The sequence below is a fragment of the Variovorax paradoxus B4 genome (assembly GCF_000463015.1).
Classification (GTDB): Bacteria; Pseudomonadota; Gammaproteobacteria; order Burkholderiales; family Burkholderiaceae_C; genus Variovorax; species Variovorax paradoxus_E.
The window spans coordinates 2,486,901-2,512,563 of the sequence record NC_022247.1; the positions used below are offsets into that span (position 1 = coordinate 2,486,901).

Here is a 25,663-nt window from a genome sequence, read left to right on the forward strand (position 1 = left end):
CTCCGCGATGACTGCACCCGTTTCCCCTTCTTCCGCCTCCGGCGCCGCGAACGGCGCGGGCGCCATCTCCCAGGACGAACTCAAGGCCCAGGTCGGCCGCGCCGCGCTGGCCTACGTGGTCAAGGGTGAAATCGTCGGCGTGGGCACGGGCTCCACCGTGAACAAGTTCATCGACGCCCTGGCCACGATCAAGGACGAGATCAAGGGAGCGGTGTCCAGCTCGGTGGCCTCGACCGAGCGCCTGCGCGCCTTGGGCATCCCGGTGTTCGACAGCAACGAGGTCGAGGAACTCGCCGTCTACATCGACGGCGCCGACGAGATCGACCACCACGGTTTCATGGTGAAGGGCGGCGGTGCGGCGCTCACGCGCGAAAAGATCGTCGCGGCGCAGTCGCGGCGCTTCGTCTGCATTGCCGATGCGTCCAAGCTGGTCGACACGCTCGGCGCCTTTCCGCTGCCGGTGGAGGTGGTTCCGATGGCGGCGCGCCGCGTGATGCGGCAGTTCGAAGCCATGGGCGGCATCGCGCAAGTGCGCGAAAAGGACGGCCTGCCGCTCGTGACGGACAACGGGCAGCACATCGTCGACGTGACGGGGCTGCGGATCGGCGATCCGCTCGCCTTCGAATCCGAAGTGAGCCAGTGGCCCGGCGTGGTCACGGTCGGCGTGTTTGCCCACCAGAAGGCCGATGTGTGCCTGCTGGGCACGCCCTCCGGCGTGCAAACGATGCAGTTCGACTGAAGAAAAAAGGCCGCCAGCTCTGGCCGGCGGCCGGCCGGTTCAGAACTTGATGCCTGCCGGGTTGCTCGGGCTCGGACCGCTGGGGGCGGGCGCGGGCGGCTGCGGTGCAGCCGCCGGCTGCACAGGCTCGCGTGCGGCGGGCGCCGGCTGCAGCGCAACCAGGGGCCGGGCCGGCGGATTGCGGTAGCCGGCAGGCAGGCTGTTGCTCTTCGGATAGCCCGCGGCGTCGAGGTATTGCGACCATTCGGCGTCCGAGTAACCCTTGAGCTGCTGCGAGCCGATCGTCAGCAGCGGCAGCGAGGTCTGGTTACTCAGGCGCTGCAGCGCCTCGACGTCCTGGCTGCTCTTGACGGTGCGTTCCTCGAAGGGAATGCCGCGCGTGACGAGCAGCGAACGGGCCGTGCCGCAGGGCGCGCATTCCTCGCTGCTGTACAGGGTCACGGGGTAGCGCTGTGCCACCTGCCGCAACTCGTAGGGCAGGCCGGCGTTGGCCGGAGGCACGATGCCGGCCTGCGGCGCTGAGGCCGGTTCCGTGCTTGCGGTGGGCGCGCGGTCCGAGAAAGTGACCTTGCCGTTCTTGTCGACGTTGCGGTAGATCGGCTGGGCCAACGCGCCTGCGGCGATCAGCAGCAGGGCGACGCCGGACAGGCGATGCAAGGAGGATTTCTTGTGGATCGAATGCATCGCCCGAGTATCGCAAGCTTCAGGCCCGCATCAAGCGGGCTGGGCCTGTGCCATGCCCTGGTGTCGCAGCAGCGCATCAAGCTGCGGTTCGCGGCCGCGGAAAGCCTTGAACGAATCCATGGCGCTGCGGCTGCCACCGGCTTCGAGGATGGCCTGGCGGTACCTGCGGCCGGTCTCGATGTTTGGCTGGCCATCGGCACCCACCGTTTCCTCGAAGGCAGCGTAGGCGTCGGCGCTCAGCACCTCGGCCCACTTGTAGCTGTAGTAGCCGGCCGCGTAGCCGCCCGAGAAGATGTGGCTGAAGGTGTTCGGCGTGCGGCTGAAAGGAGGCGCAGGCATCACGGCCACCTCGGCGCGCACCTTGCCCAGCAGCGCGAGCACGCCGCCCGGCGGCGCGGCGGCGGCCTGGTATTCGGTGTGCAGCAGCATGTCGAACAGCGAGAACTCGATCTGGCGCAGCGTCTGCAGTCCGCTCTGGAAGTTCTTGGCGGCGGTCATCTTGTCGAACAGTGCGCGCGGCAGCGGCTCGCCGGTATCGACGTGGGCCGTCATGTGCCTGAGCACGTCCCATTCCCAGCAGAAGTTTTCCATGAACTGGCTCGGCAGCTCGACCGCGTCCCATTCGACGCCGCTGATGCCCGACACGTCGCGCTCGTTCACCTGCGTGAGCATGTGATGCAGCCCGTGGCCGAATTCGTGGAACAGGGTGGTCACGTCGTCGTGCGTGAGCAGCGGCGGCTTGCCGTCGACGCCGCTGGCGAAGTTGCACACGAGCTGTGCGACGGGCGTTTGCAACGCGCCGTCGTCCGGGCGCAGCCAGCGCGCGCGCACGTCGTCCATCCAGGCGCCGCCGCGCTTGGCGGCTCGGGCCGAGGGATCGAGGTAGAACTGGCCGACCTTCTGGCCGGCCCGCTCGATGCGGTAGACCTCGACGCTCGGGTGCCAGGTGGGCGCGCTGTCGCGGCGGATGGACACCTCGAACAGCGTCTCGACGATCTTGAACAGGCCGGCCATCACCTTGGGTGCCGGGAAGTACTGCTTGACCTCCTGCTCGCTGAAGGCATAGCGCGCTTCCTTCAGCTTCTCGCCGATGTAGCTCCAGTCCCAGGCCTGGGGATCGGCAATGCCCAACTGCTGCGAGGCGAAGACGCGCAGGTCGGCCAGGTCGCGTTCGCCATACGGCTTTGCCTTGGCCGCGAGATCGCGCAGGAACTTGATCACCTGTTCGGGCGATTCGGCCATCTTGGGCACGACCGAGAGTTCGCCGAAATTCCTGTAGCCGAGCAGCTTTGCTTCTTCCTCGCGCAGTGTGAGGATCTCGTTGATCAAGGCCGTGTTGTCGAAGGCCGGGTCGCCGAGTTCGCTGGCACGGGTGACGTAGGCGCGGTAGAGCGTTTCGCGCAGCGCACTGCTGCGGGCGAATTGCATCACGGGCAGATAGCAGGGCATCTTGAGCGTGAGCTTGTAGCCATCCTTGCCCTCGGCTTCGGCGGCCGCGCGGGCCGCGCCCACCACGTCTTCGGGCACGCCCTCGAGCTCGCCCAGCGCTGCGTAATAAGAGAAGGCGTCGGTGGCGTCGAGCGCGTTCTCGCTGAATTTCTGGCTCAGTTCGGCCTGGCGCTCCTGGATGTCGGCAAAGCGCTTCTTCGCCTCGCCCTGCAGCTCCGCGCCGCCGAGCACGAAGTTGCGCACGGCATTCTTGTGCGCCTGGCGCTGCTCGGGATTGAGGGGGGCCACGTCGATGGCCTTGTACTTGGCGTAGAGGCGCTCGTCGGAGCCCAGGCGGGTCCAGAACGCGGTCACGCGCGGCATCGCCTCGTTGTAGGCGGCACGCAACTCCGGCGTATCGGCCACGGCGTTGAGATGGCCCACGGCGCCCCAGGCGCGGCTGAAGCGCTCGGAGGCCACGTCGAGCACCTTCGAGATCGCATTCCAGTCGGCGGGAAATTCAGGCGCCGTCGCGGTTTGCAGCGCCGCCTCGGCATCGGCCAGCAGGATGTCGACCGCGGACGCCACATGCTCGGGCTTGATGCGGTCGAACAGCGGGAGATCGGTGAAGTCGAGGAGGGGGTTGTTCTTCATGGCCATGGAACTCACTTGGCGGCGCGTTCCGCGGCTTCAAGGGTGTTGACGAGCAGCATGGCGCGCGTCATGGGGCCCACGCCGCCGGGCACGGGGGTGATCCAGCCGGCCACTTCCTTGACGCCGTCGAAGTCGACGTCGCCCGCGAGCTTGCCGTCTTCCTTCCGGTTCATGCCCACGTCGATCACGACCGCACCGGGCTTCACCATGCCGGCGGTCAGGATGTTGCGCTTGCCCACCGCGGCGACGATCACGTCGGCCTGGCGCGTGAGGGCGGCCAGGTCTTGCGTGGCGCTGTGGCAGATGGTGACGGTGGCGTTCTTGGCCAGCAGCATCATGGCCATCGGCTTGCCGACGATGTTGCTGCGGCCGATGACCACCGCATGCTTGCCGCGCAGGTCGTAGCCGATGGATTCGAGCATCTTCATGCAGCCGTACGGCGTGCAGGGCCAGAAGCCCGGCGCACCGGTCATGAGCGCGCCGGCACTGGCCACGTGGAAGCCGTCCACGTCCTTGGCGGGCGAGATCGTCTCGATGACCTTCTGGCTGTCCATGTGCCTGGGCAGCGGCAGCTGAACCAGGATGCCGTGCACCTGGGGGTCGTCGTTGAGGGCGCGGATGCGGTCCAGCAGGTCGGCCTCGCTCATGTCGGCGGGGTAGGTCTCGAGCGTGGCCGCGAGGCCGGTTTCGGTGCTGTCGTTGACCTTGTGCCTGGTGTAGACCTGGCTGGCCGGGTCGCTGCCCACGAGGATGATGGAAAGGGCCGGGTTCACGCCACGGGCCTTCAGTGCGGCGGTGCGGCCGGCGACCTCGGCGCGAATGGTTTTGGCGAGGGCGTTGCCGTCGATCAGTTGGGCGGTCATCGGTTTCGATTTTCCAAGTAAAAACGCCCGCTTGCGCAGGCGTGGGGGACATTCGTCGCTATCGGGGGGAGACAACTGGCTCTTAGGCCTTGGCCGCTGGCGCCGCCTGCCCGAGGGCGATCTTGAGCAGATCGGCCACGGTGTTGGCGTTGAGCTTTTCCATGATGTTGGCGCGATGCGCCTCGACCGTCTTGATGCTGATGCCCAGGTCGTCGGCAATCTGCTTGTTCAGGCGGCCGGCAACGATGCGCTCGAGCACCTGGGCCTCGCGGCCGGTGAGCTTGGACAGCAGCGCATCGCGGCTGGCCGACTGCTGGTGCTGGGTGAAGGCGCCGCGCGCGTGCTCGAGCATGCGCTCGACCAGCGTGACGAGCTCTTCGTCGTTGAAAGGCTTCTGGATGAAGTCCATGGCGCCTTTCTTCATGCTGTCGACCGCCATCGGCACGTCGCCGTGGCCGGTGATCACCACGATGGGCAGTGGAGAGCGCCGTTCGATCAGCCGATCCTGCAGCTCGAGGCCGGTCATGCCGGCCATGCGGATGTCGACGATCAGACAGGCGACTTCGCGCGGGTCGTATCGGGAGAGAAAGGACTCGGCCGAATCGAAGCAGCGAACCCTGTAGTCCTTGCCCTCGAGCAGCCATTGCAACGAATCTCGCACGGCTTCGTCGTCGTCGACGACATAGACAGTGCCCTTCTTCGGAATCAAACTCATGCAGGTACCTTTGCCTCGTCGCTTGCTACGGAACTGGGAGCGTCCAACACCGGAATCCAGAAGGAAAAACGGCATCCGATCACATCCAGACCATTGTAGATGTTCTCCGCCTGCATCCTGCCGCGATGGGACTCGACGATGGTGCGGCAAAGGTTCAGCCCGATGCCCATGCCTTCCGGCTTGGTAGAGAAAAAGGCTTCATACAGACGGTCCATCACCTCGGGAGCCAGGCCCTTGCCGGTGTCCTGCACCGAGAACTCGATGGCGTTGTGGCCCTCGATCAGCTTCGGCAGCACGCGCAGCTCCACGCTTCGGCGCGCGAGCGGACGCTCGGCAATGTCGATGGACTCGGCCGCGTTCTTCAGCAGATTGACCATCACCTGCTCGATCAGGATCGGGTCCACCTGCACCACCGGCAGCCGCGCGGCCACGTAGTGGTTGAGCCGCACGTTGCGCCGCCGCAGCTCGATGCCTGCGAGTTCGACCGCTTCGCTGACCATGGTGGACACGTCGGCGGCCGTGCGGTTGGGCTCGCTGCGCTTCACGAAGGAGCGGATGCGCTGGATGATCTGTCCCGCGCGCTGCGCCTGCTTGGAGGTTTTCTCCAGCGCCGCGAGCAGCGCCTCGGTGTCGATGGCCTGCCCCTTGAGGCGCGACATCATTCCGTTGCAGTAGTTGGTGATGGCCGTGAGCGGCTGATTGAGTTCGTGCGCCACGCTCGACGCCATTTCGCCCATGGTGATCAGGCGGCTCGCGGCCTGTGCGCGGTCGGCCTGCGCGGCGGCCTGCTCCTCGGCATCGCGCCGCGGCGTGATGTCGGTGGCAATCACCAGCTGGGCCAGCCGGCCGTCGACCCATGTCAGGTAGCGCGAACGCACTTCGAGCCACTTGCCCAGGTGCGGCACGAAGATCTCGTTGTTGGCCGTCTGTGCGGCGGTCAGGGTATCGATCGGGAGGCCGGCGTACGGGTCGACGTCGTCGAGGCCTTCGTCATGCGCGTTCGAGGCCGGCACGCCGGCCTGCGCCACCATGCCCAGGTGGCCGACGGTGTCGGAGCCGAACCAGAGGCGGTACAGCTTGTTCGCGAACAGCAGCTCTTCGCTGCCGATGGGCGCGACCGACACGGCGGCGTCGAGTGCCTCCAGCACCGTGGTGAAGCGTTCGTACGATGCCGACAACTGCTCGCGGATGCGCGTGGGCTCGGTGATGTCGGTCATCGACGTCATCCAGCCGGTCTGGTGGCCGCGTGCGTCGATCAGCGGCGATACATAGAGCCGGGCATTGAACACGCTGCCGTTCTTGCGCTTCACGCGCACCTGGAAGCCGCCGGGCAGGGCGCGTCCGTGCAGTTCTTCCTCGAGCCGCTCGTTCATGACTTCGCGGTCCGACTCCAGCCAGTAGGGGAAGGGCGGCGACTGGCCCACCAGTTCGGCCTCGCTCCAGCCGGTCATCGCGCAGAAGGCGGCGTTCACGTAGGTGATGCGCCCCTGCAGGTCGAGCACGCGCATGCCGGTCAGCATGGAGTTTTCCATCGCGCGCCTGAAGTTGGTCTCGGCGACCAGCCGCTGCTGTGCCTGCTGGCGCCGCCGGGTGTGGCGCCAGGTGCCGATCAGCATCCAGCTCGTCAGCACGCTGAGCGCACAGACCAGCCAGAACAGGCCGTTGCCGACCACCCCCTGCGAAGTGCGGTAGGCCTGGGCGCGCAATACCAGCGCGTTGCCGACGGGCGAAACCGGCACCTCGTACTCATTGGTTCTTTCCGTCCAGGGGAGGAGCCGCGTGCCGCTTTCCCTCGGGTTGGCCGTATTGCCCGCGAGCACGCTGCCTTTGGCGTCGAGCAGCGAGACCGCGTAGCGCGCCTGCACTTCCGACGGCATGCCGTAGCGCAGCAGGCCATCGACCGAAAATTCGCCCAGCACCACGCCCGCGAACAGGCCCTGGTCGAAGAGGGGAATGTGCAGCTGCAGCATCGCCGCGGGATCGCCGCCCGCCACCGGCTGGGAGAAAACCGGCTGGCGCAGCTCGCGCGCCAGGGCGTAGTTGCTCTCCACGTCGCCCGGGCGCAGCACGTCGCCGATCAGGTGCTGCTGCGCAGGATGCACGCTCGGCGCCGAATAGCCGGCCTTGAAACGGCGCCGATCGTCGATCCAGGTGACGGTCTGCAGCTCGGGAAACTGGCTCACCAGCGATTCCGCGCGGCTCGCGAATTCGATCGGGTCGATCTCGCGGTTCGAGGCGTCGCGCGCGATGCGCATCAGCTGTTCCTGGCGTTCGAGCAGGCGCAGGCGCATGCGCTGCTGCGCGTATTCGACGTCCCGCCGCACCGACTCCTGCTCGCGCTCGACTTCTTCGGTGCGCAGGTACCAGAACGCCGAAACGATGGCGGCCAGAAACAGCAGCACCGCCGCGATCGGCGCCAGCATGGCGACCGCGTCTTGCAGCACCGGCGTTTGCTGGCGCCACCAGCGGCGCCACCACGAGAGCGGAGACGCATTCACGGCGCTGCGGGCAACCGCCAGCGGAGAGGAAAAAGGCATCCTGCGAGTTTAGGTGATGGCCCCTGTGCCAAGGAGAGAGGGGCCGCAGTGCCATTGATTCCGGCGCGGGCGACTTTGTTTCTAAATTTCATATTGAGAAATTAGCATGCACCATTTGAAATAGAAGTATTTCTATGAGAAACTCCCGCGCGGTGATCGAAGAGCGCACTAAATTACAGCCACAGCCCTAAAGGAGAGACAAGCATGTCGGCAAATCCCGAGAACCTGTTCGGTTCGGCCGCGAACGACGCGGACGCCCAGGAAACCCGTGAATGGATGGATGCACTGTCCTCCGTGATTCAAAGCGAGGGACCTGAACGGGCCCACTTCCTTCTCGAGCAGCTGCTCGAACATGCGCGGCAACACAGCATCGACAAGCCGTTCTCCGCCAATACGGCCTACGTCAACACCATCGAGCCCGACCAGGAAGAGCGCTGCCCCGGCAACCTCGAGATCGAGGAGCGCCTGCGCGCCTACATGCGCTGGAACGCCATGGCGATGGTGGTCAAGGCCAACCGCCACCACCCCGCCGAAGGCGGCGACCTGGGCGGCCACATCGGCTCCTTCGCCTCGCTGGCCAACATGTTCGGTGCCGGTTTCAACCACTTCTGGCACGCCGAGAGCGAAAACCACGGCGGCGACTGCCTCTACATCCAGGGCCACGTCTCGCCCGGCATCTATGCCCGCGCCTACCTCGAAGGCCGCCTGAGCGAAGAACAACTTCTCAATTTCCGCCAGGAAGTCGACGGCAACGGCCTGTCCAGCTACCCGCATCCGAAGCTGATGCCCGAGTTCTGGCAATTCCCGACCGTCTCGATGGGCCTCGGCCCGCTGATGGCCATCTACCAGGCCCGCTTCCTCAAGTACCTGCATGCCCGTGGCATCGCCAACACCGAGAACCGCAAGGTCTGGGTGTTCTGCGGCGACGGCGAAATGGACGAGGTCGAATCGCTGGGCGCCATCGGCCTCGCCGCGCGCGAAGGCCTCGACAACCTGATCTTCGTCATCAACTGCAACCTGCAGCGCCTGGACGGGCCGGTGCGCGGCAACGGCAAGATCATCCAGGAGCTCGAAGGCGAGTTCCGCGGTTCGGGCTGGAACGTCATCAAGCTGATCTGGGGCAGCAGCTGGGACCCGCTGCTGGCGCGCGACAAGGACGGAGCGCTGCGCAAGATCATGATGGAGACCAACGACGGCGACTACCAGGCCTTCAAGGCCAACGACGGCGCCTACGTGCGCAAGCATTTCTTCGGCCGTGACCCGCGCACGCTCGAAATGGTGTCCAAGATGAGCGACGACGACATCTGGCAACTGCGCCGCGGTGGCCACGATTCGCAAAAGGTCTACGCGGCCTTCGACGCGGCCGTGAAGCACAAGGGCCAGCCGACGGTGCTCCTGATCAAGACGGTCAAGGGCTTCGGCATGGGCAAGATCGGCGAGGGCAAGAACACGGTCCACCAGACCAAGAAGCTCGGCGACGAGGACATCAAGGCCTTCCGCGACCGCTTCAACATCCCGATCCCGGACAGCCAGATCTCCGACCTGCCGTTCTACAGGCCGGCCGACGACACGCCGGAAATGAAGTACCTGCACGAGCGCCGCAAGGCCCTCGGCGGCTACCTGCCGCACCGCCGCACCAAGGCCGACGAGAGCTTCACGGTGCCTTCGCTCGACGTCTTCAAGTCGGTGATGGAGCCCACGGCCGAAGGCCGCGAGATCTCGACCACGCAGGCCTACGTGCGCTTCCTCACGCAGCTGCTGCGCGACAAGGCCCTGGGCCCGCGCGTCGTTCCCATCCTCGTGGACGAAGCACGGACCTTCGGCATGGAAGGGTTGTTCCGCCAGATCGGCATCTACAACCCCGCAGGCCAGCAGTACACCCCGGTCGACAAGGACCAGGTCATGTACTACAAGGAAGACAAGGCCGGCCAGATCCTGCAGGAAGGCATCAACGAAGCGGGCGGCATGTCGAGCTGGATCGCGGCGGCCACGTCGTACAGCACGAACAATCGCATCATGGTGCCGTTCTACGTGTACTACTCGATGTTCGGCTTCCAGCGCATCGGCGACCTGGCCTGGGCGGCCGGCGACATGCAGGCGCGCGGCTTCCTGCTGGGCGGCACCTCGGGGCGCACCACGCTCAACGGCGAAGGCCTGCAGCACGAAGACGGCCACAGCCACATCCTGGCCAACACCATCCCGAACTGCGTGAGCTACGACCCGACCTTCGCGCATGAAGTGGGCGTGATCCTGCACCACGGCTTGAAGCGCATGGTCGAGCGCCAGGACAACGTCTACTACTACCTCACGCTGCTCAACGAGAACTACCCGATGCCCGGCCTGCAGCCCGGCACCGAAGAGCAGATCATCAAGGGCATGTACCTGTCGAAGCAGGGCCCGGCGCTGAAGGCCAAGTCGCCCACCGTGCAACTGCTGGGCAGCGGCACGATCCTGCGCGAAAGCTTCGCTGCGCAAGAGCTGCTCGAAAAGGACTGGGGCGTCTCCGCCTCGGTGTGGAGCTGCCCGAGCTTCAACGAGCTGACGCGCGACGGCCAGGACGCCGACCGCTGGAACCTGTTGCACCCGGACCAGGCGCCACGCGTGCCCTTCGTGGCCGAGCAGCTCGCACCCACGGCCGGTCCGGTGGTGGCATCGACCGACTACATGAAGGCGTATGCGGAACAGATCCGCCCCTTCATCCCGAAGGGCCGCACCTACAAGGTGCTGGGCACAGACGGCTTCGGCCGCAGCGACTTCCGCAACAAGCTGCGCGAGCACTTCGAAATCAACCGCCACTACATCGTGGTGGCTGCGCTCAAGGCGCTGAGCGAAGACGGCACGGTGCCTGTGGCCAAGGTGGTCGAGGCGATCAAGAAGTACGGCATCAATGTCGACAAGGTCAACCCGCTTTACGCTTGAACATCAACAACCAACGAACGAACGGCGCCTCACGGCGGGAGACAAACGATATGGCAGCAGTGGAAGTCAAGGTGCCGGACATCGGCGATTTCGATGAAGTCGCGGTGATCGAGGTGCTTGTGAAGGTGGGCGACACGGTCAAGGCCGAGCAGTCGCTCATCACCGTGGAATCGGACAAGGCGTCGATGGAGATTCCGTCGTCGACCGCCGGTGTGGTCAAGGAGATCAAGGTCGCGGTCGGCGGCAAGGTGAAAGAGGGCTCGGTGGTGCTGGTGCTCGAGGCCGAGGAAGCGGGTGCTGCTGCAGCGCCGGCTGCCGCACCTGCCGCGGCTCCTGCGGCCGCAGCACCGGCCCCTGCGGCAGCGGCGCCCGCGCCTGCCGCCGCGCCGGCCGTGTCGGGCTCGATCGACGTCAAGGTGCCGGACATCGGCGACTTCAAGGACGTCGCAGTCATCGAGCTGCTGGTGAAACCCGGCGACACGATCGCGGCCGACCAGTCGCTGATCACGGTGGAGTCGGACAAGGCCTCGATGGAAATCCCGTCGTCGGCGGCCGGCGTGCTCAAGGAACTCAAGGTCAAGGTCGGCGATACCGTCAACATCGGTGACCTGATCGCCGTGCTCGAAGGTGCTGCGGGTGCCGCAACCCCTGCGCCCGCGCAAGCTGCCGCAGCCGCAGCCGCACCGGCTGCCGCGACCGCCAGCGCACCGGCACCCGCCGCTTCGCCGGCACCGTCCGCAGCCGCGCCGCACGATCCCACCACGGCGCCCAGCGCCAACCTGCCGCACGCCTCGCCCTCGGTGCGCAAGTTCGCCCGCGAACTCGGCGTGCCGCTCGAGGAGGTCAAGGGCTCCGGCCCCAAGGGCCGCATCACGCAGGAAGACGTCCAGGGTTTCACCAAGGCCGTGATGAGCGGCCAGGCCAGCACCAAGGCCTCGGCGGCCAAGGCACCGACCGGCGGCGGCGCAGACGGCGCCGCACTGGGCCTCATTCCCTGGCCCAAGGTCGACTTCGCGAAGTTCGGCACGGTCGAGCGCAAGGACCTGTCGCGCATCAAGAAGCTCAGCGGCGCCAACCTGCACCGCAACTGGGTGATGATCCCGCACGTCACCAACAACGACGAAGCCGACATCACCGAGCTCGAGGCCTTCCGCGTCTCCACCAACAAGGAAAACGAGAAGTCGGGCATCAAGGTCACGATGCTGGCCTTCGTGATCAAGGCGGTGGTTGCGGCGCTGAAGAAATTCCCCGACTTCAACGCCAGCCTCGACGGCGACCAGCTGGTCTACAAGCAGTACTTCCACATCGGCTTCGCGGCCGACACGCCCAACGGGCTCGTGGTGCCGGTGCTGAAGGATGCCGACAAGAAGGGCATCCTGCAGATCAGCCAGGAAATGGGCGAGCTCGCCAAGAAGGCGCGCGACGGCAAGCTCGGTTCGGCCGACATGCAGGGCGGCTGCTTCTCGATCAGCTCGCTCGGCGGCATCGGCGGCACGCACTTCACACCCATCATCAACGCCCCCGAAGTGGCCATCCTCGGCCTCTCCAAGGGCCAGATGAAGCCGGTGTGGGACGGCAAGCAGTTCGTGCCGCGCCTGACGCTGCCGCTGTCGCTGTCGTACGACCACCGCGTGATCGATGGTGCCCTGGCCGCGCGCTTCAACGCCTATCTTGGGCAAGTGCTCGCGGACTATCGCCGAATCCTGCTATGACCACGGTAGTGGCCGTCCGCAAAGGCGGCCAGGTCACGATGGCCGCTGACTCGCTGGTGACCTTCGGCGACACGCGGCTCTCGCACCGCGCCGAGGCGAACCAGAAGATCTTCACTGTCGAAGACGCGGCGGGGCAGAGCCTGTTTGCCGTGGCCGGCGCCGCTGCGCACTTCCTGGTGCTGCAGCATGCGCTGGCCGCGCAGCCGCGCGAGGCGCTGCTGTTCGGCAGCAAGCACGAGATCTTCCGCACCTTCACGCTGCTGCATCCGGTGCTGAAGGACTCGTTCTTCATGCAGACCAAGGAAGACGAGCACGAGCCCTACGAGTCGAGCCAGTTCACGATGCTGATGGCCAACCAGAGCGGCATCTACGGCATCTACAGCTACCGCGAGGTGTTCGAGTTCAAGCAGTTCTGGTCCATCGGCTCGGGACGCAGCTTTGCGCTCGGCGCCATGCACGCGGCCTATGACATCAAGTCGCGCAGCTCGCGCGACGTGGCGGAGGCGGGGATCGCCGCCGCCTGCGAATTCGATCGCAATTCGGCCCCACCGGTCGACGTTCTCACACTCAAACTGAAAGTGTCCAAATGAGCGAACAACAAATCAAGGTGCCCGACATCGGCGACTTCGACGAAGTCGCGGTGATCGAGGTGCTGGTCAATGTCGGCGACACGGTCAAGGCCGAGCAGTCGCTGATCACGGTCGAATCGGACAAGGCCTCGATGGAGATTCCGTCGTCGGCAGCCGGCGTGGTGAAGTCGCTGGCGGTCAAGGTGGGCGACAAGGTCAAGGAAGGCTCCGTGGTGCTGACGCTGGAGGTGGACGGTGCCGCGGCGCCTGCACCGGCGGCAGCTGCGCCCGCGCCAGCCTCTGCGGCTGCTGCTCCCGCACCCAAGGCAGCGCCGGCACCGGCTCCGGCGGCTGCGCCCGTGGCGTCCACCTATGGCGGCAAGGTCGATGTCGAATGCGACGTGATCGTGCTCGGCGCCGGCCCCGGCGGCTACTCGGCCGCGTTCCGTGCGGCCGACCTGGGCCTCAAGGTGGTGCTGATCGAACGCTACGCCACGCTCGGCGGCGTGTGCCTGAACGTCGGCTGCATTCCTTCGAAGGCGCTGCTGCACGTCGCCTCCGTCATGGACGAGGTCAAGCACTTCGCCGACCTGGGCGTGAGCTTTGCCGCGCCCACGGTCGACCGCGCCAAGCTGCTCGGCCACAAGAACAAGGTGGTGGGCAAGCTCACGGGGGGCCTCACGGCCATGGCCAAGATGCGCAAGGTGACGGTGCTGCGCGGCGTCGGCAACTTCATCGACCCGTACCACCTCGAGGTGGAAGAAACGTCGGGCACCAGTTGGGACACCACGGGCAAGAAGCAGACCGTCAAGTTCCGCAACGCGATCATCGCGGCCGGCTCGCAGGCCGTGAGCCTGCCGTTCATGCCCAAGGACCCGCGCGTGGTCGACTCCACCGGCGCGCTCGAGATGGGCACCGACCCCAAGCGCATGCTGATCCTGGGCGGCGGCATCATCGGCCTCGAAATGGGCACGGTGTATTCGACGCTGGGCGCGCGCCTGGACGTGGTCGAGATGCTCGACGGCCTGATGCAGGGCGCCGACCGCGACCTCGTCAAGGTCTGGCAGAAGATGAACGCGCCGCGCTTCGACAACATCATGCTCAAGACCAAGACGGTCGGCGCCGAGGCCACGAAGGAGGGCATCAAGGTGACCTTCGAGGGCGAGCAGGCACCGAAGGAGCCGCAGGTCTACGACCTCGTGCTGCAGGCCGTGGGCCGCAGCCCGAACGGCAAGAAGATCGGCGCCGAGAAGGCCGGCGTCGCGGTGAGCGACCGCGGCTTCATCCCGGTCGACATCCAGATGCGCACCAACGTGCCGCACATCTTTGCCATCGGCGACATCGTGGGCCAGCCGATGCTGGCGCACAAGGCGGTGCACGAGGCGCATGTGGCGGCCGAGGTGATCGCCGGCGAGCAGAAGGGCGACAAGGAGCTCTCGAGCGCTGCCTTCAACGCCCGCGTGATCCCGAGCGTGGCCTACACCGACCCGGAAGTGGCGTGGGTGGGGCTCACCGAAGACCAGGCCAAGGCCGAAGGCATCAAGATCAAGAAGGGCCATTTTCCGTGGACCGCGTCGGGCCGCGCCATCGCCAACGGCCGCGACGAAGGTTTCACCAAGCTGCTGTTCGACGCCGAGACCCACCGCATCCTGGGCGGCGGCATCGTCGGCACGCATGCCGGCGACATGATCGGCGAGATTGCGCTGGCCATCGAGATGGGCGCCGACGAGATCGACATCGGCAAGACCATCCATCCGCATCCGACGCTGGGCGAGAGCATCGGCATGGCGGCCGAGGTGGCACACGGGACCTGTACCGATCTGCCACCGGCCAAGAAGGCGGCCTGATCGAGGTTCGACCGGCCACAAAAAATCCCGCCGCGGCGGGATTTTTTTTGCCCTGATCCAGGGCGCTGGATTCAGGGGGGGCTCAGTTGCCGGTGTGGGTTGCAGCTGCTGCAGCCGCGGCCTTGATGTCGTCGTTCTGTGCGCCGCCGAGCACGCGGCGCGCGCCGTCGAAGCGGCGGCTCCAGTAGCTGCCGTTCATGTCTTCCACACGCACCTGGGCGCCCGTGCGCGGCGAATGGATGAACTTGCCTTCGCCGACATAGATGCCGACATGGCTGAAGGCGCGGCGCATGGTGTTGAAGAAGACGAGATCGCCCGGCTTGAGCTGGCTGGGATCGATCTTCTCGGTGGCGGCCGCCTGCTCTTCGGCCCGGCGCGGCAGCACATGGCCGAGCGTCTGGTTGTACATCGCGCGAACGAAGCCGCTGCAATCAAAACCGGATTCGACCGAGTTGCCGCCACGGCGGTAAGGGACCCCGAGGAAGCCGATGGCGGTGACCACGAGGTCGGAAGTTCGTTCGGCGACGGTTTGGCGGACCTGCCTGAGTTGTCCGATGATGCCCTTGTCGGCGAGCAACCGGGCCAGTTCGTCGTCGGTTCGATCCTGTTGGGGGGCGGCCTGGACGGCGACGGCAAACAGGAGGGACGCGGGTAGGACGAAAAAACGCATGGCGCGTAGGATATTGATGACGCGCAGTTATGTCAACCTCATCCGAATTGGCGAATGTATCTTCAAGTTATTGATTTGGTTGATTTTTTTTGATTCGAGCGAAGAAAAAATGTAACGGCCGATCTTTATGAACCATAAGCGATTGGCTGGAAGTGAACTTTTGTGCTCCTGGCGAAGGGGCGAACAGCCTGGATTCGCATCCCATTTCGCGTCAAGATCGCTCCAACTACCCGGAAAAGACATGAACCTGCAAATTCAGGAAGCTCTGCGCGTCCTAGGGAAGACGGCCATCGTCGCAGGGCTGGGTGTCTGGGGCGCCGCCATGGCGCAGATACGGCCGGAAACCATTTCGTCGGGTCTGGAGACCCCCTGGGGGGTCGCCTTTCTGCCAGGCGGCCGTTTCGTGGTCACCGAGCGTCCCGGCCGGTTGCGGCTGATCGGTGCGGACGGCAAGGTCGGTGCACCCATCGCAGGCCTGCCCGCCATTGCGGCCGGCGGCCAGGGCGGCTTGCTCGACGTGCTGGCCGATTCGGGCTTCGAAAAGAACCGCACGCTGTATTTCTGTTTCTCGGAACCCGAGGCCGGCGGTTCGGGCAACAGCACGGCACTGGCCAGCACGCAGCTTTCGGCCGACGGCGCACGGCTCGAGAACCTCAGGATCATCTTCAGCCAGCAGCCCAAGGTGGCCAGCCGCAACCATTTCGGCTGCCGCATCGTCGAGTCGCGCGATGGCACGCTGTTTCTCACGCTGGGCGACCGGTTCAGCCGCAAGGACGATGCGCAGAAGCTGGACAACCACCTCGGCAAGGTGGTGCGCATCGCCAAGGACGGCTCGGCGCCCAAGGACAACCCCTTCGCCGGCCGGGCCGGCGCGCTGCCCGAGATCTGGAGCTATGGCCATCGCAACGGACAGGGCGCGACGCTCGCGCCCGATGGCCGCTTCTGGATGACCGAGCACGGCCCGCAGGGCGGCGACGAGATCAACATTGCGCAGGCCGGCCGCAACTACGGCTGGCCGGTGATCACCTACGGCGAGAACTACGGCGGCGGAAAGATCGGCGAGGGCCTCACGGCCAAGGACGGCATGGAACAGCCGCTGCACTATTGGGTGCCGTCGATTGCGCCCTCGGGCATGGCTTTCCTGACCAGCGACCGCTACGGTGCGGCATGGAAGGGCAATCTGTTCGTGGGATCGCTCAAGTTCGGCTACCTCGACCGCATCGAACTGAAGGACGGCAAGGTGGGGGCCGAGCACAAGCTGCTGGCTGACGGCAAAGCCCGTATCCGTGATGTGAAGCAGGGGCCGGACGGCCTGCTCTACGTGCTGACCGACGAATTCGACGGCAAGCTGCTGCGCCTGCGGCCGAACTGAGGCCGTGCTTTCAGCCGGGGCAGCCCGGCAGCGGCAGTGTCGGCAGCATGCGGCGCCAGAGCCGCGTCCACTCGGGCCAGTCGTGGCCGCCTTCGGTCGTGAAGACGCGGCCCGCAGGCAGTGCGGCTGCCAGGAGCCGATGGCTGAAGGCAAAGCGGTCGTCGACGCCATAGCCCAGATAGAGCGGCGGCCGCGCGCCGAATGTGGCCGTGGCGCCGACGTAGCCGCGCAGCCATTGCCACAGCTGTGTCTCGTTCGGCGTTCGCGGGTCGCCGCCCGGTGGATCGCCCAGCGGTCCGCTCCAGCGGGCCAGGCCGCCGGCATTGGCGATGTCGGCGCCGAGCGCGCGCTCTCCGAGGTAGGGCGCAATGGCCACGAGGCCCGCGAGTTCGCCGGGGTGGGTCTGCGCGTAGAGCAGTCCGCCGAAGCCGCCGACCGAAATGCCGACGATCCAGATGGCCTTGTAGCCCTTGCTGCGCGCCGGCGCCATCACGTCCCGGCTCAGGCGGTCGAGGATGGTCTTGTCGTTGTAGTAGCCCAGGTGCGCATCGACCCGCATCACGTCCACCGCGAGCCTGTTGTCGTTCAGCGCCTTGACGAAGCCTTCGCGCTCGAATTCGTCCGGGTGCGAGTACGCGCCGGGCAGCATCACGATCAGCGTGTCGGCGTTCGGCGTGCAGCTGCTTTTCTCGAGCGTGCTGTCCAGCGGCGCCCTGGTCGTGCGCAGGCCGCCGCAGCCGGTGGCCGCGAGCGCCGCGCAAAGGCTCAGGATGGTGAGGGGGCACCGGGCCGAAAAGATCCGCATGCGCCGGAGTCTAGGGGCGCCGCGATGCCGGCAGTTCGACCCTCACCGGCTGGCCGGGTGCGGTGCAGCCCGTGTCGCAGCACTTGCCGGGCTGGCGGTTCCTCGTGATGGCGCGGGCGGGATCGTGCGGCGCGGCCGCGGGCGAGCCATCGGCCGCGATGCCGCGCTCGAGGATGCGCTCGACCAGCTCGACCTTGGAGCCGACCGGATAGTTGCGCCAGATCTCCTGCTTCATGGCCGCCGGCGAGCCGCCGCCGTGCAGGCTGATCACGCTGTACCAGCCGCCCTGGTAGCCGGCCGTCAGGTCTTCGATGAAGCGCGCCGTCTCGATGCGCTGCTCGTACGGGATCGCCGGACTGGCGCGCAGCACGTCCGACAGGCGGGCGGCGGTTTCGGGGTTGTGGTCTTCGTCGGGGCCGGGCAGGGTGACGATCAGGCCGCCGCTCACGTAGTGCGCGATGCGGTGCATGTCGTAGATCTTCGTGGCCAGCAGCAGCTTGCCGATGTTGCTGAACACCGGGTCGGGCATGAAGACCTCGCAGTGTTCGTCGGCCTTGCCGTAGACGCTGGCCGCCACGCCGCAGGCAAAGAAGCTCTCGGTGATGGTGATGAGCTCGACCATCTGTTCGCGCAGGTGGCTTTCCTTGCCCGGGTCGAAGCCGTTGGCCTCGCACATCAGCGCGCCGGCACCGATCAGCAGGTCGCCGAAGCCCGCACGGGCGCCGATGCAACTGTGGCGGTGATGGGTGGCGTAGCTGTAGGTCAGGTGGCCGGAGTGTTCCCACTCGCCTGCGCAGAACACGCGCTCCCAGGGCACGAAGACCTTGTCGAACATGCACACGCCGGTGCTCTGGCCGTACTTGCGGCTGAAGAGGGCGTCGCCGTGCTCGAGCTTCTCGCCAGGGCGGCCGGCCGGCCGCGCGACGATCGCGAGCCCGGGCGCATCGAGCGGCACCGCGCAGCACACGGCGAAGTCGGCGTCCTCCCTGCCCATGTTGCGGCAGGGCATGACCAGCAGCTCGTGCACGTAGGGAGCCCCGGTCACGATGGCCTTGGTGCCCGAGATCACGATGCCGCGCGCATTGCGCTCGACCACGTGCAGGTAGCTGTCGACGTTCGCCTGCTCGTGCGGACGCCGGCTGCGGTCGCCCTTGGCGTCGGTCATGGCCACGCCGAGGGTCAGGTCCTGGTCCTGGATGCGGTGCAGGTAATCGAGGAAGCGCGCGGTGTGCTCGGTGCTGCCGCGCGCGTCGTCGATGCGGGCCGACACCTGCGCGATGGCGTTGAGCGCGTCGTGCGTCAGGTAGCGCTGGGCGCAGCCGGTTTCCTGGCAGACCAGCCGCACGGCCTCGAGCTTGTTGAGCAGGTCGCCCGAGCGGGTGTTGAGGTGGGAGAGCCGGTTCACGCGCTTGCCGCTGGTGTGCTGCACGGCGGTCATCAGCGGCTCGTATTCCTTCTTGAGGGCGTAGTCGTAGGTGAGGGCGATGGCATTGATGCCGGGCTGGAACGCGGCTTCGTCCGCCACGCTCTCGACGCGGCGGCCGTCGACGAACACGGTCGGCCGACAGCGGCGCAGCGACTCGCGATAGTCGGCGCCGGACATGAGGGAGGCGCTGGGGGGCGGGGCGTTCATCGTGCGTGTCTCCTGGAGTTCCGGTCTGAATTTAAACACTGTTCAATTTTTTGATCAATGGTTAAAAAAAAGGAGCAGCGATCGATCGAAGGCTATAGTCCCGCCCATGCAAGCCAAGCTTCACCGCCGCCAGGCGCTCACAGACGCCCGCCGCGCGCTCGTGCTCGACGCCGCCCGCGCGGTCTTTCTGGAGGCTGGCATCGAGGGCGCGAGCATTCGCGAAATTGCCCGCAAGGCCGGGTACACGCCGGGCGCGATCTATTCGTACTTCGAGAGCAAGGAGGCGATCTACGCGGCCTTGCTCGGCGAGTCGATCCAGCGCTTGCAGGCGGCCGTGGCCGATGCCTCTGCGTCAGGGGATCGCCCCGGCCAGACGCTCGCCGCCAGGGCCCAGGCGTGGTTCGACTTCTACGCCGCGAACCCGCGCGAGCTCGACCTGGGCTTCTATCTGGTGCAGGGCATGCGTCCGCGCGGCCTGACCAGCGAGCTCGACCACGAACTGAACGACCACCTCTATCAGGCCTTGCGCCCGTGCGAAGAGGCGCTGCTGGCGATGGGGCTCGATGCAGACAGTGCCTTGCGAGAAAATACTTCGCTGTTCGCGCACGGCGTCGGCCTGCTGCTGATGCAGCACACCGGGCGCATCCGCATGTTCAGGCAGTCGGCCGATGCGCTGTTCAAGAACTACGTGGCGCAGCTCGTGCAGCGCGTCGATGGCGGCCCGCGCCCAGCCGGTCTTTTCAGTGGTACGGTTCAGCCCAATTCAACCGATACCTGAAAGAAACTGTTCATGCTGCTCGATGCCTCGCTCTCCCAACTCGTTCTGGTCGACTACCAGGCGCGGCTGATGCCGGCGATCTTCGAGGGCGAGGCGGTCGCGCAGAACGCGGTGCGGCTCGGCAAGATGGCCCGGTTGTTCCAGGTGCCGGTGTGGGGCACCGAGCACAACCCCTCCAAGCTGGGCGAGAACCTGCCCGACATCCGCGCGCTGTGCCAGCGCACCCTGTCGAAGATGCACTTCAGCGGCGTGGAAGAAGGCCTGGGCGAATGGCTGCGCGTGCCGGCGAAGGCGCCGCAGGGCAATGCCCGCAGCCTGCCCAAGCATCTGCAGAAGCCTGCGGCGGGAGCCGAAGAGCGCAATTCCATCGTGATCGCCGGCTGCGAAGCCCACGTCTGTCTGCTGCAGACCGCGCTCGACCTGCTGGAAGACGAATTCGAGGTCTGGGTCGTCACGGATGCCTGCAGCTCGCGCACCGAGCGCAACCGCGATGCCGCCTTCGACCGGCTGGCCGGCGCCGGGGCCGAACTCGTGACGACGGAGATGGTCGGCTTCGAATGGCTGCGCACGGCGGAACACCCCGCCTTTGACGAGCTGCTCGCGCTGATTCGATAGCCGGAATCGGCGGCGCATGACAGGGCTCGGCCCGATTGTTCCGGCCGTCAGCTTGCTGCAAGATCAGTCTCCATAATTATGAATTCAGTTTTGGCGATGCCGCCAGGGCCGGACGAATAAGGAGACATGTCCAGATGAGCCGCTACGAAGAGTTCTATCGCCAGTCCGTGGATGCGCCCGAGGCCTTCTGGGCCGAGCAGGCGAAGCTGATCGACTGGCAGACCCCCGCAGAGCAGATCCTCGACGCCAGCCAGCCGCCGTTTGCGCGCTGGTTCGTCGGCGGCACCACCAACCTGTGCCACAACGCGGTCGACCGGCACCTGGCCACGCGCGGCGACCAGCCCGCGCTGATCTTCGTTTCCACCGAAACCGGCGCCGAGAAGATCTACAGCTTCAAGGAACTGCACGCCGAGGTGCAGCGCACCGCCGCCAGCCTGATGGAACTGGGCGTGGGGAACGGCGACCGCGTGCTCATCTATATGCCGATGATTCCCGAAGCCGCCTTCGCGATGCTGGCCTGCGCACGCATCGGCGCCATCCACTGCGTGGTGTTCGGCGGATTCGCGAGCGGCTCGCTGGCCACGCGCATCGAGGACGCCGAGCCCAAGGTGGTCGTGAGCGCCGATGCCGGCTCGCGCGGCGGCAAGGTCATTGCGTACAAGCCGCTGCTCGACGAGGCGATCCGGCTGTCGAAGCACAAGCCGGCCGCGGTGCTGCTCACCGACCGCGGCCTGGCGCCCATGGACCTGACGGCCGGCCGCGACCATGTGGCGAGCGAACTTCGACGCAAGCACCTCGACGCCGAGGTGCCCTGCGCCTGGCTGGCCTCGACCGACATCAGCTACACCATCTACACCAGCGGCACCACCGGCAAGCCCAAGGGCGTGCAGCGCGACGTGGGCGGCTATGCCGTGGCGCTGGCCGCGAGCATGAAGCACATCTTCGACGGCCGGCCTGGCGAAACCTACTTCTCGACCAGCGACATCGGCTGGGTGGTGGGCCACAGCTACATCGTCTACGGTCCGCTGATCGCCGGCATGGCCACCCTCATGTACGAGGGCCTGCCCACCCAGGGCATCGACCGGCAGCCCGACGGCGGCATCTGGTGGCGCCTGGTCGAGAAATACAAGGTGACGGTGATGTTCAGCGCGCCCACCGCCGTGCGCGTGCTCAAGAAGCAGGACCCGGCGCTGCTCAAGAAATACGACCTGTCGAGCCTGCGCGCGCTGTTCCTGGCCGGCGAGCCGCTCGACGAGCCCACCGCGCGCTGGATCAGCGAAGGCCTGGGCGTGCCCATCATCGACAACTACTGGCAGACGGAGTCGGGCTGGCCGATGATCACCATTGCCAACGGGGTCGAGGCCAAGCCCAGCAAGTTCGGCAGCCCCGGTGTTCCGATGTACGGCTACCGGATCAAGATCCTGCACGAATCGACCGGCGAGGAATTGACCGCCCCCAATGAAAAGGGCGTGGTCGTGGTCGAAGGGCCCACCCCGCCCGGCTTCATGCAGACCGTGTGGAAGGACGATGCGCGCTTCGTCAACACCTACTGGAAGAGCGTGCCGGGCAAGATGGTCTATTCGACCTTCGACTGGGGCATCCGCGACGAAGACGGTTATTTCTACATCCTCGGGCGCACCGACGACGTGATCAACGTGGCCGGCCACCGCCTCGGCACCCGGGAGATCGAAGAGAGCATCTCGGGCCACGCCAACGTGGCGGAGGTGGCGGTGGTCGGTGTGGCCGATGCGCTCAAGGGCCAGGTGGCGATGGCTTTCGTGGTGCCGAAGGACGGCATCGCCGTGACCGATGCCGACGCGGCGCTGAAGCTCGAAGGCGAGATCATGAAAGTGGTGGCCGACCAGCTCGGCGCGCTGGCACGGCCCGCCCGGGTGCGCTTCGTCTCGGGCCTGCCCAAGACCCGCAGCGGCAAGCTGCTGCGGCGCGCCATCCAGGCCGTGTGCGAGCAGCGCGATCCGGGCGACCTGACCACCATCGACGACCCCGCCACCCTGCAGCAGATCAGGCAGCTGGTTTCTTCCGCCTGAGTGAGCGAAACCGGCCTTGCGAAGCCGCGTCCAGCCGTCATATGTTTGACGTGGCACAATGCGAAGGTACTCAGGCCCTTCCCCAGCCACAGTCGCATCCGCCAATCGGTTCAGCCGTGTCGCGGAAGGTTTCTTAACCAGCTAGTGCTTCCTTCAGGGAAGCGAAGGTCAGCGGATCATGAGCGATTCCTCCAAGCCCACGGCGTATGCCGCGTATCAGGGCAACACGTACCTCTTCGGCGGCAATGCGCCCTATGTCGAAGAGATGTACGAAAACTACCTCTCCAATCCCGGAAGCGTGCCTGACAACTGGCGTTCGTACTTCGACGCCCTGCAGAACGTGCCCGCGGTCGATGGCTCCAACACCCGGGACGTCCCGCACCAGCCGGTGATCAACGCCTTTGCCGAACGCGCGAAGCAGGGCACCACCAAGGTCGTGCAGGCCAGCGGCGCGGATTCCGAGCTCGGCCGCAAGCGCACCGCCGTCCAGCAGCTGATTGCCGCCTACCGCAACGTCGGCGCCCGCTGGGCCGACCTGGACCCCCTCAAGCGCGCCGAGCGCCCGGCCATTCCGGAACTCGAGCCCTCGTTCTACGGCTTCACCGACGCCGACCTCGAGACGGTGTTCAACACCAGCAACACCTTCTTCGGCAGGGAGGCCATGTCGCTGCGCGACCTGCTCAATGCCTTGCGCGAAACGTACTGCGGCACGATGGGTGCCGAGTACATGTACACCACCGACCAGAACCACAAGCGCTGGTGGCAGCAGAAGCTCGAAAGCGCCCGCACCAACCCGCAGCTCAACGCGGACCAGAAGAAGCACGTGCTGAACCGCCTGACCGCGGCCGAAGGCCTCGAACGCTTCCTGCACACCAAGTACGTCGGCCAGAAGCGCTTCTCGCTCGAAGGCGGCGAGAGCTTCATCGTCTCGATGGACGAGCTGATCAACCAGGCCGGCATCAAGGGCGTGCAGGAAATCGTGATCGGCATGGCCCACCGCGGCCGCCTCAACGTGCTGGTCAACTCGCTCGGCAAGATGCCGGCCGACCTGTTCGCCGAGTTCGACCACACCGCACCCGAAGACCTGCCCAGCGGCGACGTCAAGTACCACCAGGGCTTCAGCTCGGACGTGACCACGCCCGGCGGCCCGGTGCACCTGAGCCTGGCGTTCAATCCCTCGCACCTCGAGATCGTGAACCCCGTGGTCGAAGGCTCGGTGCGCGCCCGCATGGACCGCCGCGCCGACCCGCAGGGCAAGCAGGTGCTGCCCGTGCTGGTGCACGGCGACGCCGCCTTCGCGGGCCAGGGCGTCGTGATGGAAACGCTGGCACTGGCCGAAACCCGTGGCTACTTCACGGGCGGCACGGTGCACATCGTCATCAACAACCAGATCGGCTTCACCACCAGCGACCCGCGCGACAGCCGCTCGACGCTGTACTGCTCGGACATCGTCAAGATGATCGAGGCGCCGGTGCTGCACGTGAACGGCGACGATCCCGAGGCCGTGGTGCTCGCCACCCAGCTCGCCCTTGAATTCCGCATGGAGTTCCAGAAGGACGTGGTGGTCGACATCATCTGCTTCCGCAAGCTCGGCCACAACGAGCAGGACACTCCCTCGCTCACGCAGCCGCTCATGTACAAGAAGATCGCCCAGCACCCCGGCACGCGCAAGCTGTACGCCGACAAGCTGGCGACGCAGGGCCTGGGCGACACGCTCGGCGACGACATGGTCAAGGCCCAGCGCGCCGCCTTCGACGAAGGCCGCAACACGGTCGACCCGGTGCTCACGAACTTCAAGAGCAAGTACGCCGTCGACTGGAATCCGTACCTCAACAAGAAGTGGACCGACGCCGGCGACACCGCCATTCCGTCCAGCGAGTGGAAGCGCCTGGCCGAGAAGATCACCACGGTGCCGGCCGGCTTCACGGTGCACCCGCTCGTGAAGAAGGTGCTGGACGACCGTGCCGCCATGGGCCGCGGCGACGTGAACGTCGACTGGGGCATGGGCGAGCACATGGCCTTTGCCTCGCTGGTGGCCAGCGGCTACCCGGTGCGCCTGTCGGGCGAAGACAGCGGCCGCGGCACGTTCACGCACCGCCACGCCGTGCTGCACGACCAGAACCGCGAGAAGTTCGACGAAGGCACCTACACGCCGCTGCAGAACGTGGCCGAGAACCAGGCACCGTTCGTCGTGATCGACTCGATCCTGTCGGAAGAGGCCGTGCTCGCGTTCGAATACGGCTACGCCTCGAACGACCCGAACACGCTGGTGATCTGGGAAGCCCAGTTCGGCGACTTCGTGAACGGCGCGCAAGTGGTGATCGACCAGTTCATCGCCTCGGGCGAAGTGAAGTGGGGCCGCGTCAACGGCCTGACCATGATGCTGCCGCACGGCTACGAAGGCCAGGGCCCCGAGCACAGCTCGGCGCGCCTGGAGCGCTTCATGCAGCTGAGCGCCGACACCAACATGCAGGTGGTGCAGCCCACCACGGCCAGCCAGATCTTCCACGTGCTGCGCCGCCAGATGGTGCGCAACCTGCGCAAGCCGCTGATCATCATGACGCCGAAGTCGCTGCTGCGTAACAAGGACGCGACCTCGCCGCTGTCCGAGTTCACCAAGGGTGGCTTCCAGACGGTCATTCCGGACAGCAAGGGCCTGAAGGCCGAGAAGGTCAAGCGCCTGATCGCCTGCTCGGGCAAGGTCTACTACGACCTGGCCAAGAAGCGCGAAGAAAAGGGCGACGACGACGTGGCAATCATCCGCGTCGAGCAGCTCTATCCGTTCCCGCACAAGGCTTTCGCCACCGAGCTCAAGAAGTACCCGAACCTCGCCGATGTGGTGTGGTGCCAGGACGAGCCGCAGAACCAGGGCGCCTGGTTCTTCGTGCAGCACTACATCCACGAGAACATGCAGGACGGCCAGAAGCTCGGCTACTCCGGCCGTGCCGCTTCGGCATCGCCCGCAGTCGGCTACTCGCACCTGCACCAGGAACAGCAGAAGGCGCTCGTCGATGGCGCATTTGGCAAGCTCAAGGGCTTCGTGCTGACCAAGTAAAACAAGCCTCTTTTCACACG

Annotated in this window: 18 protein-coding genes; 10 read left to right on the forward strand and 8 right to left on the reverse strand. The window is 66.2% G+C overall.

The annotated features are described in order from the left end of the window. The first annotated feature begins 7 nt into the window (after nucleotides 1-7). A complete protein-coding gene (gene rpiA / locus VAPA_RS11490; RefSeq protein ID WP_021006944.1) occupies nucleotides 8-739 on the forward strand; it encodes a ribose-5-phosphate isomerase RpiA in 732 nt (243 codons plus the stop codon). 39 nt (nucleotides 740-778) lie between these two features. Here the strand turns inward: rpiA and VAPA_RS11495 are convergent, their stop codons facing one another. The 5 genes from VAPA_RS11495 to VAPA_RS11515 form a co-directional block, all read right to left on the reverse strand. Further along, entirely contained in the window at nucleotides 779-1,423 is a 645-nt protein-coding gene (locus VAPA_RS11495; RefSeq protein WP_021006945.1) for a glutaredoxin family protein, read from the reverse strand. 30 nt (nucleotides 1,424-1,453) lie between these two features. Then, nucleotides 1,454-3,511 carry a M3 family metallopeptidase gene (locus VAPA_RS11500; RefSeq protein ID WP_021006946.1) on the reverse strand — a complete coding sequence of 686 codons (2,058 nt, stop codon included), beginning with the start codon at nucleotides 3,509-3,511 and terminating at the stop codon, nucleotides 1,454-1,456. A gap of 5 nt (nucleotides 3,512-3,516) precedes the next feature. Beyond that, nucleotides 3,517-4,368: a bifunctional methylenetetrahydrofolate dehydrogenase/methenyltetrahydrofolate cyclohydrolase FolD gene (folD, locus tag VAPA_RS11505; protein WP_021006947.1), complete on the reverse strand. Its 852-nt coding sequence runs from the start codon at nucleotides 4,366-4,368 to the stop codon at nucleotides 3,517-3,519. 82 nt (nucleotides 4,369-4,450) lie between these two features. After that, complete coding sequence (locus VAPA_RS11510) at nucleotides 4,451-5,083, reverse strand: response regulator transcription factor (protein ID WP_012747279.1); 633 nt, start codon at nucleotides 5,081-5,083, stop codon at nucleotides 4,451-4,453. Next, nucleotides 5,080-7,620, reverse strand: coding sequence for a PAS domain-containing sensor histidine kinase (locus VAPA_RS11515; protein WP_021006948.1), 2,541 nt, complete (start codon nucleotides 7,618-7,620; stop codon nucleotides 5,080-5,082). The genes VAPA_RS11510 and VAPA_RS11515 overlap by 4 nt, the downstream gene beginning before the upstream one ends. 204 nt (nucleotides 7,621-7,824) lie before the next feature. Between VAPA_RS11515 and aceE the strand changes: the two genes are divergently transcribed. From aceE to lpdA, 4 genes are read left to right on the forward strand one after another with little or no spacing between them, the layout of a single operon-like run. Further along, nucleotides 7,825-10,539, forward strand: coding sequence for a pyruvate dehydrogenase (acetyl-transferring), homodimeric type (aceE, locus tag VAPA_RS11520; RefSeq protein ID WP_021006949.1), 2,715 nt, complete (start codon nucleotides 7,825-7,827; stop codon nucleotides 10,537-10,539). A 50-nt stretch (nucleotides 10,540-10,589) separates the two neighbouring features. Beyond that, a complete protein-coding gene (gene aceF, locus VAPA_RS11525) occupies nucleotides 10,590-12,251 on the forward strand; it encodes a dihydrolipoyllysine-residue acetyltransferase (protein ID WP_021006950.1) in 1,662 nt (553 codons plus the stop codon). Further along, entirely contained in the window at nucleotides 12,248-12,841 is a 594-nt protein-coding gene (locus VAPA_RS11530; RefSeq protein ID WP_021006951.1) for an Ntn hydrolase family protein, read from the forward strand. The genes aceF and VAPA_RS11530 overlap by 4 nt, the downstream gene beginning before the upstream one ends. Then, nucleotides 12,838-14,667 (forward strand): dihydrolipoyl dehydrogenase, encoded by a 1,830-nt coding sequence (lpdA, locus tag VAPA_RS11535; RefSeq protein ID WP_021006952.1) that lies wholly within the window; start codon nucleotides 12,838-12,840, stop codon nucleotides 14,665-14,667. The genes VAPA_RS11530 and lpdA overlap by 4 nt, the downstream gene beginning before the upstream one ends. Nucleotides 14,668-14,749: 82 nt before the next feature. On the opposite strand, the gene VAPA_RS11540 is transcribed toward lpdA, so the two are convergent. Beyond that, complete coding sequence (locus tag VAPA_RS11540; protein ID WP_021006953.1) at nucleotides 14,750-15,337, reverse strand: C40 family peptidase; 588 nt, start codon at nucleotides 15,335-15,337, stop codon at nucleotides 14,750-14,752. Nucleotides 15,338-15,578: 241 nt separating this feature from the next. Between VAPA_RS11540 and VAPA_RS11545 the strand changes: the two genes are divergently transcribed. Continuing rightward, nucleotides 15,579-16,709, forward strand: a complete 1,131-nt coding sequence (locus VAPA_RS11545) for a PQQ-dependent sugar dehydrogenase (protein WP_021006954.1) — start codon at nucleotides 15,579-15,581, stop codon at nucleotides 16,707-16,709. 10 nt (nucleotides 16,710-16,719) lie between these two features. Here VAPA_RS11545 and VAPA_RS11550 read toward each other — a convergent pair whose 3' ends face one another. Together VAPA_RS11550 and VAPA_RS11555 are read right to left on the reverse strand one after the other, a co-directional pair. Next, complete coding sequence (locus VAPA_RS11550) at nucleotides 16,720-17,514, reverse strand: alpha/beta fold hydrolase (protein ID WP_021006955.1); 795 nt, start codon at nucleotides 17,512-17,514, stop codon at nucleotides 16,720-16,722. A gap of 10 nt (nucleotides 17,515-17,524) precedes the next feature. Further along, nucleotides 17,525-19,147 carry a 4-hydroxyphenylacetate 3-hydroxylase family protein gene (locus tag VAPA_RS11555; protein WP_021006956.1) on the reverse strand — a complete coding sequence of 541 codons (1,623 nt, stop codon included), beginning with the start codon at nucleotides 19,145-19,147 and terminating at the stop codon, nucleotides 17,525-17,527. 106 nt (nucleotides 19,148-19,253) lie between these two features. On the opposite strand from VAPA_RS11555, the gene VAPA_RS11560 reads away from it, so the two are divergent. The 4 genes from VAPA_RS11560 to VAPA_RS11575 all read left to right on the forward strand — a co-directional run bounded on the left by VAPA_RS11560 (nucleotide 19,254) and on the right by VAPA_RS11575 (nucleotide 25,643). Further along, entirely contained in the window at nucleotides 19,254-19,925 is a 672-nt protein-coding gene (locus VAPA_RS11560) for a TetR/AcrR family transcriptional regulator (protein ID WP_021006957.1), read from the forward strand. A 12-nt stretch (nucleotides 19,926-19,937) separates the two neighbouring features. Next, complete coding sequence (locus VAPA_RS11565; protein WP_021006958.1) at nucleotides 19,938-20,540, forward strand: isochorismatase family protein; 603 nt, start codon at nucleotides 19,938-19,940, stop codon at nucleotides 20,538-20,540. Nucleotides 20,541-20,656: 116 nt separating this feature from the next. Continuing rightward, nucleotides 20,657-22,588: a propionate--CoA ligase gene (locus tag VAPA_RS11570; RefSeq protein WP_268977814.1), complete on the forward strand. Its 1,932-nt coding sequence runs from the start codon at nucleotides 20,657-20,659 to the stop codon at nucleotides 22,586-22,588. Between the two features lie 178 nt (nucleotides 22,589-22,766). After that, nucleotides 22,767-25,643 carry a 2-oxoglutarate dehydrogenase E1 component gene (locus VAPA_RS11575; protein WP_021006960.1) on the forward strand — a complete coding sequence of 959 codons (2,877 nt, stop codon included), beginning with the start codon at nucleotides 22,767-22,769 and terminating at the stop codon, nucleotides 25,641-25,643. The last annotated feature ends 20 nt before the right edge of the window (nucleotides 25,644-25,663 follow it).